This is a genomic window from Ideonella livida, from assembly GCF_010499455.1.
In the GTDB taxonomy this organism is placed as follows: domain Bacteria; phylum Pseudomonadota; class Gammaproteobacteria; order Burkholderiales; family Burkholderiaceae_C; genus Ideonella; species Ideonella livida.
In genome coordinates this window covers 78,090-89,904 of sequence record NZ_JAAGOH010000020.1, presented here as the reverse complement: position 1 = coordinate 89,904, position 11,815 = coordinate 78,090, and the positions used below count along the sequence as shown (strand labels likewise).

Here is an 11,815-nt window from a genome sequence, read left to right as displayed (position 1 = left end):
GCCGCCCGCGGCCCCCGAGGTCGACGCCTGGGCCAGCCTGCAGCGCCACACCACGCCGCTCAAGCCCCGCCGCTGACGGCGACTGGGGCGTCGCCCCCGGGGCCCGCCACGGCCGTCCCCGCCGCCCGCGGCGCCACCGGACAGACCCGTCCGGCGGCGCCGCCGTGCCGGCCCCGCAAATCTTGATCATTTTGTAAATGACACTTGCGCAAGATAATCGAATGTTTATCATTGCGCCCGTCTGACGTCACGGCCTGCCCCGCCGGCCACACCGCCGCAGACGCTCCCCCGCCCCTCCTCCCCGCCTTCGGGTCCGGCCGCCGGCCGCCCGGGAAACGGAGTCTCCATGCCCTGCACCCTGCCCCCCTCCCGGCCGCGCAATCCGCTGGCCTTGCCGGCGCGCCAGCGCGCCGCCGGCCCGCACCGCACCGCCAGCCGACGCCGTCAGCAGCAGGCGCAGCGTGAGCTGCACAGCCAGCTGCGCGAGCGGCGGCACCCCCCCGATACCGCCTGACTGCCCCGTCGCCCCGACGCCCTGCCGGACCGCAGGCCCGGGCGACCCCTGGAGACCGACATGCCTGAACTCCTGCCCGCCGGCCTGGCCGCCCCCTGGCCCGCCCCCCGCCCCTGGCGCCACCGCACCGCCCGCGCCCTGCGTGCCCTGGCCCGTCACCTGCTGCGCATCGCCCACCGCCTGGGCGCTGCACCGGCCCGCACCGCGCCCCTGGCGCCGCCGCAAGTGGAATTCCACGCCGAAGCCGGCGCACCGGAAGGCGCGCTCTACGTGGACGGCCGCCTGGTCGGGTATCTGGACACGCGACGCCTGTAAGCCCCCCCCCACGGGCCGGACCCGAGACCCCCTCAAGTCCGGCCCGCCACGGGCCGATAAGGCGAGGACACCGCCCGCCGCCACCATGCCCGACACCCCCAAGCCCTTCCGCGTTCCCGCGCCCCTGGCCGCGGGGCTGGGCTGGTGGGTGCGGCGCCTGGCCCCGGCCGACCTGCCCATCATGGCCAGCACCGCCAGCGCGCTGGAAGGCCTGCGCGCCATCGAGGACGAAGTCGACGCCCGCATGCTCACCGAGGTGATCGGCGTGGACCCGCTGATGACGCTCAAGCTGCTCATCCACACCACCCAGTTGCAACGCGGACGCCGTCTGGGCGAGGCCGAGACGGTGCGCGAGGCGCTGGTGATGACCGGCATCACGCCCTTCTTCCGCGACTTCGGGCCGCAGCCCACGGTAGAGCAGCACCTGGCCGACCTGCCCGAGGCCCTGGACGGCCTGCAGCGGGTGCTGCACCGCGCCTGCCGCGCCAGCCGCTTTGCACTGGGCTTCGCGGTGCACCGCATGGACCAGGACGCCCCCGTCATCCATGAGGCGGCGTTGCTGCACGACTTTGCCGAGATGCTGCTGTGGCTGCACGCCCCGGTCCTGGCACTGCAGATGCAGCAGCGCCAGCAGGCCGACCCCACGCTGCGCAGCGCCGCCATCCAGCGCGAGCTGCTGGGCTGCACCCTGCCCGAGGTGCAGCATGCCCTGATGGTGCAATGGCGCCTGCCACCGCTGCTGGTGCAGATCAGCGACGACCGGCACGCCGAGGCCAGCCAGGTGCGCAACGTGCTGCTGGCGGTGCGTCTGGCCCGGCATTCCGCCGCCAGCTGGGACAACCCGGCACTGCCCGACGATGTGCGTGACATCGCCCGCCTGCTCAACCTGGGCGAGAACCCGACCCTGGCCCTGCTGCAGGACCTGGACGAGGACATGGCGCCAGACCTGCCCCCCGCGCCCTCGCCCGCGGCACTTGGCGGGCCCCCCTCCGCGGGCGCGGCCGCCGGCTGAGCCATGCGGCGTCGTGCGCCGGCCTCTCCCCCATCCGGGCGATGCCCGCGAGGTGGTGACTGGGCACAGTGCGCATCTGCCCCCGCCCCCCCGGAGCCCGCCATGCCCGCCCAACAACTCACCCTGCGCTGCAACCGCCTGCTCTGGCTGGCGTTCATGCTGGCCGTGGCCGCCGGCCTGGCCGTGATGCCTGCCGTGGACCCGCTGGGCCGCGGCCTGCGGGCGCTGGGCCTGCCAGCGGGTGCCGCGTGGGCACTGCAGTCGGCCGGCGCGCTGGCGGGCATGCTGCTGAGCCTGCGCGCCCAGCGCTGGGCGCCCGGCCTGGCCCGCGGCATGCTGGTCGCCGGCGTGCTGGTGGTGGCCGCCGCCGCCCTCTGGCATGCGCTGCACCTGCAGCAGGGCGGCGCCGGTGATGCCCGGCCCCTGCTGCTGTGGTGGAGCGCCCCGCTGTGGTGGCTGGTCTGCGGCGGGCAGGGCGCGGGCCTGCGACCCGAGGGGGCGGCGAGCCCGGTGGTTCAGCCCGCGGTGGGCGAGGCGGAGGCGGCTCCCGCCGCCTGAGGCGCTGCCTCATCGGTGTCCCCGGCCTCCACGGCCGGTGGGGCGGGCACCTCGTAGCCCAGCAGGTCCCAGGCGGCCAGCTTGAGCCGCAAGTTCATGGGCGGAAACTGCTCCAGGTACTTGCCGTTGGAGTTGCGCACCTCGCGGAAGCGGGCGGGCACCTGGTTGTGCTTGCGGCGCAGCGTCAGGCCCAGGAAGTCGCCCAGCCGGGCCAGGGCCAGCGGCGGGTCTTCGCAGAAGGCCTCGTAGGACATGAGCATGCAGTCCGGGCCCAGGTCGGCCAGTGCCAGGCTGTAGGCGGTGTGCCAGTGCATCATCAGCTGTTCCAGCGTGGTGCCTGACCATTTCTGCGTGGCCAGCGACACCGCCCGCGGATCGCGGGTCCAGATCACGAACCGGGCCTGTGGAAACAGGCTGCGCAGGTAGGCGATCTTGGTGATGTTGGGCGGGCTCTTCTCGATGAGCACCGGGGCGGGCTCGGTGGCAAAGCCGTTCCAGCATTCCAGCAGGCGCTCGCGCTGGCGCTGGGCCAGGGCCTCGTCGGCCACCGGGGCCGGCCGCATGCCGGCAGAGAAGGCAAACAGACCGGGCCCGCCGTAGGGGAACTCCACCGGGTAGACGTCCTGGAGGAACTGCCCCTCGTTCTCCGGCACGCCGGGCGCCCGCAGGGCGGCGGCCTCGAACTTGGCGGTGAGGTAGCGCTCGATCATCGAGGTGCCGCTGCGGTGCAGGCCGCAGATGAACACCATGCGCGGCGCCGCCGCCTGCAGCGGAAGGGGCTGAAGCAGGCAGCGGTGGTCGCGCTGCTCCTGCAGGCCCAGCTGGGCCATGCGGGCGGTGAACTCGGCGTGCCGGCCCTCGCGCAGCAGCAGGCGCAGATCGCGCCGAACCTGGCCCATGCCGCCTTTGCGCGCGGCGCGGCGCTCCTGCCTGTCGGCCGCCGTGGGGGCCGGTGCTTGCTGTTTGCTCATGGCGGGCCAGTATAGGGAGCGGTGGGGACGGCACCCGGCCGGCGGGCCGGTGCTGCGGCGCCGCTCAACCCGCCAGGGCGCGCCCGATGAGGATCTTCTGCACCTCCGAGGTGCCCTCGTAGATCTGGCACACGCGCACATCGCGGTAGATGCGCTCCACCGGGAAGTCGCTCAGGTAGCCGTAGCCGCCGTGCACCTGGATGGCGGCCGAGCAGACCTTCTCGGCCATCTCGCTGGCAAAGAGCTTGGCCATGGCGGCCTCTTTCAGGCAGGGCTGGCCGGCGTCCTTCAGGGCGGCGGCATGCCAGACCAGCTGCCGCGCGGCTTCGATCTGGGTGGCCATGTCGGCCAGCTTGTGCTGCACGGCCTGGTGCTCAAAGATCGGCTGGCCAAAGGCCACACGGTCCTTGCTGTACTGCAGCGCCGCCTCAAAGGCCGCACGGGCCATGCCGATGCTCTGGCTGGCAATGCCAATGCGCCCGCCCTCCAGGCCGGAGAGCGCGATCTTCAGGCCCATGCCTTCATCACCGATGCGGTGGGCGGCGGGCACGCGGCAGTTCTCAAAGACGATCTGCGCGGTGTCGGAGCTGTGCTGGCCCATCTTGTCCTCCACGCGCGCCACCACGTAGCCGGGCGTGGCGGTGGGCACCAGAAAGGCGCTGATGCCCTTCTTGCCGGCGGCAGGGTCGGTCACGGCCATGACGATGGCGACGTCACCGTGCTTGCCGCTGGTGATGAACTGCTTGACGCCGTTGAGCACGTAGTCGTCGCCCTCGCGCACGGCGCGGGTCTTCAGCCCGCCGGCCTCGGAGCCCACATGCGGCTCGGTCAGGCAGAAGGCGCCGAGCAGGTCGCCCCGGGCCAGGGGCTTCAAGAAGCGCTGCTTCTGGTCCTCGTTGCCGAAGGCCATGAGGATGGAGCAGACGGGGCAGTTGTTGACGCTGACCGGGGTGGAGGTGCCACCATCGCCGGCGGCGATCTCTTCTAGGATCAGGCTCAGGGCCAGGTAGTCCAGGCCGGCGCCGTCGTACTCGGTGGGCACGGCCACGCCGTAGCAGCCCAGGGCGGCCAGGCCCTTGAGCTGCTCGGCCGGGAAGTGGTGCTCCTTGTCCCAGCGGGCGGCGTGCGGGGCGATCTGCTCCTGCACATAGGCGCGCACGGCGTCCTGCACAGCGCGGTGGTCTTCAGACAGCAGCATCGGGGTCTCCAGCGAATGGGAATGGGGCAGCGGGGCTCACCAAGGCAGGCGCGCGCCGCTGTGGTCAAAAAAGCCGCCATGCGCGTCGGGCACCAGGCCGGCCAGCAGGGCGCGCAGGTCGGCGGCGCTGTGGTCCACCTCCAGATCGGCCTCGGGGCCACCCATGTCGGTGCGCACCCAGCCCGGGTGCACGGCCACGCACAGCGCGCGGCCTTGCCAGGCCAGGGCCAGATCGGCCAGCACCGAATTGAGCGCCGCCTTGGAGGCGCGGTAGAGCCAGCCGCCACTGTGCGTGCGCGCGCCGATGCTGCCCATGCGCGAAGACAGCAGCGCCACCCGGGCGCCGGGGGCCAGCGCGTCCACCAGTTGCGGCATCACCAGCATGGCGCCCAGCACATTGGTGCGCATGACGGCGTCGAAATCGGCCGCGGTGGGGGCCTGCAGGCCACGGGTGTTGGGGCCATACACGCCGGCAGCGAACCACACGGCGTCAAAGGCCTCGCCATCGAGCTGCCAGGCCAGGCCGGCGGCGCTGGTGGTCTGGGTCACGTCCAGCTTCAGGGCCCGCGCGCCCAGGGCCTGCAGGCGGGCCAGCCCGGCCTCATCCCGCGCGGTGGCGGTGACGGCCAGGCCGGCCTCCCGGTACTGGCGCACCAGTGCCAAGCCAATGCCGCGCGAGGCGCCCAGCACCAGCGCGCTGCGCGGGGCCCAGGGGGCGGTGGCCGTGGCCGGGTTCAGGTGTTCATCCATGGTGGCAGCGCCCAGCGGGTCAATACAGCTCCACGGCCAGGGCCGTGGCTTCGCCGCCGCCAATGCACAGCGAGGCCATGCCGCGCTTCTTGCCCTGGTGCCGCAGGGCCCCCAGCAGGGTGACCAGGATGCGCGCGCCTGAGGCGCCGATGGGGTGGCCCAGGGCGCAGGCGCCACCGTGGACGTTGACGATCTCGTGCGGCAGCTGGAACTCGGCCATGGCGGCCATGGTGACGGCGGCGAAGGCCTCGTTGACCTCCCACAGGTCCACCTGGCCGGCGGTCCAGCCGGCCTTGGCCAAGGCTTTGGTGATGGCGCCGGCCGGGGCGGTGGAGAACCAGGCCGGCTCTTGCGCGTGCACGGCGTGGCTGACGATGCGCGCCAGCGGCGTGACGTTCAGGGCCCGGGCGGTGGATTCGCGCATCAGCACCAGGGCGGCGGCGCCGTCAGAAATGCTGCTGGCGTTGGCGGCGGTGATGGTGCCGTCCTTCTTGAAGGCGGGCTTGAGCCCGGCGATCTTGTCGAGCTTGGCCTTGAAGGGCTGCTCGTCAAACTTCACCAGCGTCTCGCCGCCCTTGCCCGGCAGGGTCACGGGGGCCATCTCCCAGTCGAAGCGGCCGTCCTCGTTGGCGGCCTTGGCGCGGGTGGTGGAGGTGATGGCGTAGGCGTCCTGCGCCTCACGGCTGAAGCCGTACTTGTCCACGCAGGCCTCGGCGAACACGCCCATGGCCTTGCCCTTTTCGTAGGCGTCTTCCAGGCCGTCCATGGCCATGTGGTCAAACATCTGCGCCGCGCCGTACTTGACGCCCTTGCGGGCGAACATCAGGTGCGGGGCGTTGGTCATGCTCTCCATGCCACCGGCCACCATGACCTCGGCCGTGCCGGCACGCAGCATGTCGTGCGCCAGCATGGCCGCGCGCATGCCGGAGCCGCACATCTTGCTCAGGGTGACGGCGCCGGCGGTCAGCGGCAAGCCGGCCTTGAGCGCGGCCTGGCGCGCCGGGGCCTGACCCTGGCCGGCCATCAGGCAGTTGCCCATCAGCACCTCGGCCACGGCGTCACCCGGCACACCGGCACGTTCCACGGCGGCCCGGATGGCCACCGCGCCCAGGTCCGAGGCGCTGAGGCTGGCGAAGTCGCCCAGCAGGCCGCCGATGGGCGTGCGGGCGGCGGAGGCGATGACGACGGGATCGGACATGGCGGGTCTCCTCAGGGGGTTCGAAGGGAAGGCTCAGGGGGCGGCGGGGGCGGCAGGGCCTCGTCAGCCCGCGGCGGGCCGAAGCGGCGCGCCGGGTCGTAGGGAAAGATGTCGTGCACATGGCCAGCGCGGATGCGCGCCTGGTGGGCCTGCCAGAAGGCCGGGTCCAGCAGGTCAGCGTGGTGGGCCATGAAGGCCTCGCGCACGCCGGGGTGGCCCAGCAAGAAGGGCTCAAAAGTCTCCGGGAACACGTCGCCCGGTCGCACGGCGTACCAGACCTCGCCCGACATCTCTTCCTCCTCGTTGCGCGGTGCGGGCACGTGGCGGAAGGTGCAGTCGGTCAGGTACTCGATCTCGTCGTAGTCGTAGAACACCACCTTGCCGTGGCGGGCCACGCCAAAGTTCTTCCACAGCATGTCGCCGGGAAAGATGTTGGCCGCCACCAGGTCCTTGATGGCGTTGCCGTACTCGATCACGGCGGCCTCCAGCTGCACGGGCGTGGCCTCCTGCAGGTAGAGGTTGAGCGGAACCAGCCGCCGCTCGATGTAGACGTGGCGCAGCAGCACCAGGGGCTGGCCGTCGCGCTCGGTCAAGACCACCTGGCTGGGCGCCTCGCGCTGCAGCTCGGCCAGCAGCTCGGGCGAGAAGCGCCCGCGCGGCAGCACCACGTTGGAGAACTCCAGCGTGTCGGCCATACGGCCCACGCGGTCGTGCTGCTTGACCAGCTGGTACTTGGCCTTGACGCCTTCACGGGTGGTGGGCTTCTGCGGCGGGAAGCGGTCCTTGATCAGCTTGAAGACGAAGGGGTAGCTGGGCAGGTCGAACACCAGCATGACCAGGCCCTTGATGCCCGGGGCGATGCGGAAGGCGTCGCTGCTGTGGCGCAGGTGGTGCTGGAAGTCGCGGAAGAACAGCGTCTTGCCCTGCTTGTGCAGGCCCAGGGCGCTATAGAGCTCGCTGCGCGGCTTGCGTGGCATGAGGGCGCGCAGGAACTGCACCACCGCCGCCGGCACCGCCATGGCCACCTGGAAATAGGCGCGGGCAAAGCTGAACAGGCGCTGCAGCTCGTCCTCGCCAAAGAGCGCGGCATCCAGCCGGATGCGGTGGTGCCGGCCGTACACAATGGCCAGCGCAAACGGCGTCTCCACATGGCCGTTGACCAGCTTGCCCACCACATAGGCGCCCTTGTTGCGGAAGAACAGCGCCGACAGGGCCTGGATCTGGCAGTTGGCGCGCCAGGGGCCCGCGCCCAGCTGCTCGGCCACCACACGCTGCAGGCGCTCTAGGTCGCGGGGCAGGTCTTCCCAATCGCAGCGCAGCTGGTAGTGGGCCAACAGCTCGTCCAGGGTGTGGCGCAGCCCCTCGGGCGTGGGGTAGTAAGCCCGGTAGGTCGGACGGGCCTCGGGCTCGTCGTTCTCGATGTACTCGGTGGAGACGGCCGGCCGCATGAACAGCACGTCCTTGTGGAAGCGGCGGTGGTCCAGCACCTGGGTGGTGACGGAGTTGAAGAAGGTCTCGGCCAGCTCCGGCTGCAGGTGATGCGTCAGCAGGCCCATGAAGTGCAGCTTGACCTGCGCCCACAGGGCCAGGTCCTGATCGCCCACCCCGAACTCCCCCTGCAGCCGTGCGGCCGCCTCGTCCACCCGCAGGTCATAGAACTCGATGCGCTCACGCTGCGCCGCCTGCTGCCCCGCCCAGTCCTCCGCCTCAAACCGCCCCTGCGCCGCCGCACTGGTGGCCAGGAACAGGCGGTAGTGCCGGTCAAAGCCGGCCAGCAGCACCTGGGCGATCTCGGCGGCACGGCGGTCGGTCAGCGGAGCGGTGAACATGGCGCCGCGCATGGTAGCGCAGGACTGGCAAAGTTGACGTTAACGTAAACGTCAACCACACATGGCGGAGCCGCCGCCAGGTGACCGCCGGCCGGGCCCCGACCTGCCGGACCGGCACCCGGCTTCCGGCTCAGGGCTGGGCGGACGCGGCCGGGGGGACGGCCTGTGGATCGGCCGCCGCGCCGGCCAGCTGCTCATGGCGGGCGCGCAGCGCGGACAGGGCCGCCGCATAGGCCTCGGGCACATCGCCGGGGCGGGCGCAGGTCAGGCGCAGGTCTTCCAGCAGGCCGTTGTGCAGGCCGTAGACCCAGCCGTGCACCACCACGTCCTGCCCGCGGGCCCAGGCGTCCAGCACCACGGTGGTCTCACAGACGTTGCGGGCCTGCTCCAGCACGTTCAGCTCCACCAAGGCGTTCAGGCGCAGGGGCTCGGGCAGGGTGTCCAGCCAGTCGCGGTGCTGGTTGCGCACATCCTTGACGTGGCGGATCCAGTTGTCCACCAGGCCCAAGCGCAGGTCCTGCAGGGCGGCCTTGACGCCGCCGCAGTTGCTGTGGCCCACCACGATGACGTGGCGCACCCGCAGCGCGTCCACCGCGTACTGGATGACCGACAGGGCGTTCAGGTCAGAGTGGGCCACCACATTGGCCACGTTGCGGTGCACAAACAGGTCCCCGGGCAGCAGGTCCACCAGCTCGTTGGCGGGTACCCGACTGTCGGCACAACCGATCCAGAGGTACTGTGGGGTCTGCTGCTTGAGCAGGCGGCTGAAGAAGCCCGGCTCGCGGGCTTCGGTGTCGTCGGCCCAGCGACGGTTGTTCTCGAACAGCTCGTGGAGGTCGTGGTTGGGCATGGGGCGTTTCCATCAAGGCGGAGGCCCCGTCGGGGCCGATGGGGGCGCAGTGTAGGCAAGCCGCCTTGAAGGCACCTGTCATCCGGCCGCCGCCCCGGGGTCTGTCCCGGGTCCGCCCCGCCGGCCACCCACGGCTGGGCAGGACGGCTCAGCCCTTCAATCCGGCCACGATGCGGTCGCTGATGTAGCTGGCCAGGGCGTACACCGTCTCCGACGGGTTGTAGCCGATGCTGGTGGGCAGCAGGCTGGCGTCGGCCACGTAGAGCTGCTTGACGTCGTGGGTCTCGCCGTAGGGGTTGACCACGGTGGTCTGCGGGTCGCGGCCCATGCGGCAGGTGCCTTGCGGGTGGAACGAGGTGTACTTGTAGCGGGCCGGCTCGTTCTTCAGCGCCGCCACCGCGGCCTCCACCTGGCCCACGCTCTCCACCACGGCGGTGTGGGAGGTGGGCAGGTAGAGCTTTTTGGCGCCGCTGGCAAACAGCACCTTGGCCGTCACCACCAGGCCTTTCTTCATGGCCTCGAAGTCTTCGTCGTCCACCCGGTAGTCGATGCGCTTGGCACCGTTCTCCCACGAGACGCGGCCCACGTTCTTGTCGTGGATGAGGCTGATGAGGCGGATGGTGTTCTCGTAGCCCTGCATGTAGGCCATGTAGGGCGCGCCGGTGCCGGGCTCGGCCTGAAAGCTGGCCTCCACCGGGTCCTGGATGGCGTTGAGCAGCAGAAAGCCCCCTTGCTCGGGCAGGGTGTGGCGGTCCATGTAGAGCGAGTGGGTGGCGCCATGAAAGTCGCGCACCGCCTGGTCGAACACCGCCGTGACCGACAGCGTGGGGTGGCAGGCAAAGTGGCGGCCCACCTGCCCGCTGCCGTTGGCCAGGCCGCTGGCCAGCAGCAGCAGCGGCGTCTGCACCGGGCCGGCGGCCAGCACCACGCGCGGCGCCTTCACGCTCACCGTGGCCTTGCGCTGGCCGGTGGCGGGGTCGATCACCTCGGCCTGCACGCCGGTGGCACGGCCGCCCTCGGCCAGCACGCGGGTCACGCGGGTGTCGGCATGGATGCGGGCACCATAGGCGCTGGCCCAGGGCAGGTAGGTGACCAGCATGGAGCGCTTGCGGTCGGTGGTGCAGCCGCTGAAGCAGGCGCCGGTCAGCGCACAGTCCTTCACGTTGCGGCGGGCCTTGCCCTCGGGGTAGCCCAGTTTGCGCAAGCCCCCCTTGATCAGCTCGGCGCCAGCGCTGCTCTCGTGCGGCTGCACCTGGCGGATGTGGAGGTTCTTCTCCACCTTCTCAAAGTAGGGGCGCATCACCGCGGGCGTCAGGTTGGTCAGGCCGAACTGCCGGCCCCAGAGCTTCAGGTAGTAGTCGGGCGTGCGAAAGCACAGGGCGGCGTTGACCACCGTGGAGCCGCCCACGCAGGCGCCTTGCAGGATGCTGATGTCACCGTCGGCATTGGTCTGGCCGCCGTGGTCGGCGTACATCGTGCCCATGGAGACGGCCAGCATTTCGGTGAACTTCTCTGAGGGCACATAGGGGCCGGCCTCCAGCACCAGCACCTTCTGGCCGGCGCGGGCCAGTTCATACGCGGCGATGGCGCCGCCGGCGCCCGAGCCCACCACCACCACGTCGGCCTCCAGATCCAGGTGGTTGGCGGTGATGTCGGCCGCCTGCACCACGTTCAGGCCGTGGGGGCGGTGGGCTTGGGCGGCGCGGGCGTCGGCCTGGCGCAGGGCAATGGTCTTGTTGGACATGGCGTGTCTCCGGTCTTGTGATGGTGCGGATCAGGGCGGGTTCAAACCTGGGTTCGAACGTGGGTTCAAGCGCGCGGCAGCGGCGCGTTGCCCAGGCGGGTGAGCTGGACCCGTGGCGTCATCGGCCCGTCGTAGCCCAGCGGCGCCCAGCTGGCCGGGTTCGCCCAGTACGACAGCTGCACCAGCTTTTTCAGGCCCATGGCCAGCCCCCGCTGCGGCGGCTCCGCGCTGGCGCCCCAGGCGTCCAGGAACAGGCGGGCGGGGCCGTCCTCCAACGCGGTGAAGGGCTTGCCAAAGCGGCCTCGCGGGCCGTCGTTGAAGTACGCCACGCCACCCTTGAGACCAGCCAGGAGGTGCGGGGCCATGCCGGCCAGCAGCGCCGCGTCCAGCGTGGTGAGGATCTCCTCGGGTGCCCAGGGGCGCAGCCGGGTGCCGACCACCGGCAGCGTGACCTCGGCCACGCGGGCGAAGACGGCGGCCTCGGCCTCGGTCAGGTGCTTGACGCCCGGCGGCAGCGCGGCCCGGGCCGCCGTGGTGCCGAGCGCCCCCACCCCGGCGCCGGCCAGCAATGCACCGGCCGAGCGCAGCAGGCCGCGGCGGCTGAGGGTGTTCAGGTGGTGGATCACCTCGTCCAGCGAGGCGGCGGCGGGCGTGGCGTTGGGGATGGCGGCCATGGTCGGTGTCTCCTGTCTCATCGGGCCGCGCGGGGCGGCTGTGGCTGGAGAAGCTGCAAAGCCCATGCCAAGGCTGCACCACAGTGCATCAAACCTGCAGGCCAGCCCTATCACCACGGGGTTTCACCGTATTTGAGGCGCATCAAAGGCACTAAATTGCATAACTTGCTTGTGCGCCAAGCCTCTGGGCACTGCGCCGCCG

At 71.3% G+C, this 11,815-nt stretch carries 12 protein-coding genes; 4 read left to right on the top strand and 8 right to left on the bottom strand.

Features of this window, described 5'->3' with window-relative positions:
• Positions 1-346: 346 nt before the first annotated feature.
• The 4 genes from G3A44_RS15975 (at position 347) to G3A44_RS15960 (ending at position 2,399) form a co-directional block, all read left to right on the top strand.
• The gene (locus G3A44_RS15975) at positions 347-514 is read left to right on the top strand and encodes a hypothetical protein (protein WP_163458737.1); all 168 of its coding nucleotides are present in this window, start codon (positions 347-349) and stop codon (positions 512-514) included.
• Positions 515-574: 60 nt separating this feature from the next.
• Entirely contained in the window at positions 575-829 is a 255-nt protein-coding gene (locus tag G3A44_RS15970; protein ID WP_239061916.1) for a hypothetical protein, read from the top strand.
• Between the two features lie 85 nt (positions 830-914).
• A complete protein-coding gene (locus tag G3A44_RS15965; protein ID WP_163458736.1) occupies positions 915-1,841 on the top strand; it encodes an HDOD domain-containing protein in 927 nt (308 codons plus the stop codon).
• A 102-nt stretch (positions 1,842-1,943) separates the two neighbouring features.
• A complete protein-coding gene (locus G3A44_RS15960; RefSeq protein ID WP_163458735.1) occupies positions 1,944-2,399 on the top strand; it encodes a hypothetical protein in 456 nt (151 codons plus the stop codon).
• Here the strand turns inward: G3A44_RS15960 and G3A44_RS15955 are convergent.
• The 8 genes from G3A44_RS15955 to G3A44_RS15920 form a co-directional block, all read right to left on the bottom strand.
• Positions 2,357-3,370, bottom strand: a complete 1,014-nt coding sequence (locus G3A44_RS15955; RefSeq protein WP_163458734.1) for a sulfotransferase family protein — start codon at positions 3,368-3,370, stop codon at positions 2,357-2,359. The two genes, G3A44_RS15960 and G3A44_RS15955, sit on opposite strands and share 43 nt — an antisense overlap.
• A 64-nt stretch (positions 3,371-3,434) precedes the next feature.
• Entirely contained in the window at positions 3,435-4,568 is a 1,134-nt protein-coding gene (locus G3A44_RS15950; RefSeq protein WP_163458733.1) for an acyl-CoA dehydrogenase family protein, read from the bottom strand.
• A 36-nt stretch (positions 4,569-4,604) separates the two neighbouring features.
• Positions 4,605-5,318, bottom strand: coding sequence for an SDR family oxidoreductase (locus tag G3A44_RS15945; protein ID WP_163458732.1), 714 nt, complete (start codon positions 5,316-5,318; stop codon positions 4,605-4,607).
• 19 nt (positions 5,319-5,337) lie between these two features.
• Complete coding sequence (locus G3A44_RS15940; RefSeq protein WP_163458731.1) at positions 5,338-6,516, bottom strand: acetyl-CoA C-acyltransferase; 1,179 nt, start codon at positions 6,514-6,516, stop codon at positions 5,338-5,340.
• A gap of 11 nt (positions 6,517-6,527) precedes the next feature.
• The gene (gene aceK / locus G3A44_RS15935) at positions 6,528-8,345 is read right to left on the bottom strand and encodes a bifunctional isocitrate dehydrogenase kinase/phosphatase (protein ID WP_163458730.1); all 1,818 of its coding nucleotides are present in this window, start codon (positions 8,343-8,345) and stop codon (positions 6,528-6,530) included.
• 130 nt (positions 8,346-8,475) lie between these two features.
• Positions 8,476-9,195 carry a carbonate dehydratase gene (can, locus tag G3A44_RS15930; RefSeq protein ID WP_163458729.1) on the bottom strand — a complete coding sequence of 240 codons (720 nt, stop codon included), beginning with the start codon at positions 9,193-9,195 and terminating at the stop codon, positions 8,476-8,478.
• 148 nt (positions 9,196-9,343) lie between these two features.
• Complete coding sequence (locus G3A44_RS15925; RefSeq protein WP_163458728.1) at positions 9,344-10,939, bottom strand: FAD-dependent oxidoreductase; 1,596 nt, start codon at positions 10,937-10,939, stop codon at positions 9,344-9,346.
• Between the two features lie 65 nt (positions 10,940-11,004).
• A complete protein-coding gene (locus G3A44_RS15920) occupies positions 11,005-11,613 on the bottom strand; it encodes a hypothetical protein (RefSeq protein WP_163458727.1) in 609 nt (202 codons plus the stop codon).
• Positions 11,614-11,815 lie beyond the last annotated feature (202 nt).

Coding starts and splice junctions, on each gene's coding strand:
- G3A44_RS15975 (WP_163458737.1), top strand. CDS start 347: ATGCCCTGCACCCTGCCCCCCTCCCGGCCGCGCAATCCGCTGGCCTTG.
- G3A44_RS15970 (WP_239061916.1), top strand. CDS start 575: ATGCCTGAACTCCTGCCCGCCGGCCTGGCCGCCCCCTGGCCCGCCCCC.
- G3A44_RS15965 (WP_163458736.1), top strand. CDS start 915: ATGCCCGACACCCCCAAGCCCTTCCGCGTTCCCGCGCCCCTGGCCGCG.
- G3A44_RS15960 (WP_163458735.1), top strand. CDS start 1,944: ATGCCCGCCCAACAACTCACCCTGCGCTGCAACCGCCTGCTCTGGCTG.
- G3A44_RS15955 (WP_163458734.1), bottom strand. CDS start 3,370: ATGAGCAAACAGCAAGCACCGGCCCCCACGGCGGCCGACAGGCAGGAG.
- G3A44_RS15950 (WP_163458733.1), bottom strand. CDS start 4,568: ATGCTGCTGTCTGAAGACCACCGCGCTGTGCAGGACGCCGTGCGCGCC.
- G3A44_RS15945 (WP_163458732.1), bottom strand. CDS start 5,318: ATGGATGAACACCTGAACCCGGCCACGGCCACCGCCCCCTGGGCCCCG.
- G3A44_RS15940 (WP_163458731.1), bottom strand. CDS start 6,516: ATGTCCGATCCCGTCGTCATCGCCTCCGCCGCCCGCACGCCCATCGGC.
- aceK (WP_163458730.1), bottom strand. CDS start 8,345: ATGTTCACCGCTCCGCTGACCGACCGCCGTGCCGCCGAGATCGCCCAG.
- can (WP_163458729.1), bottom strand. CDS start 9,195: ATGCCCAACCACGACCTCCACGAGCTGTTCGAGAACAACCGTCGCTGG.
- G3A44_RS15925 (WP_163458728.1), bottom strand. CDS start 10,939: ATGTCCAACAAGACCATTGCCCTGCGCCAGGCCGACGCCCGCGCCGCC.
- G3A44_RS15920 (WP_163458727.1), bottom strand. CDS start 11,613: ATGGCCGCCATCCCCAACGCCACGCCCGCCGCCGCCTCGCTGGACGAG.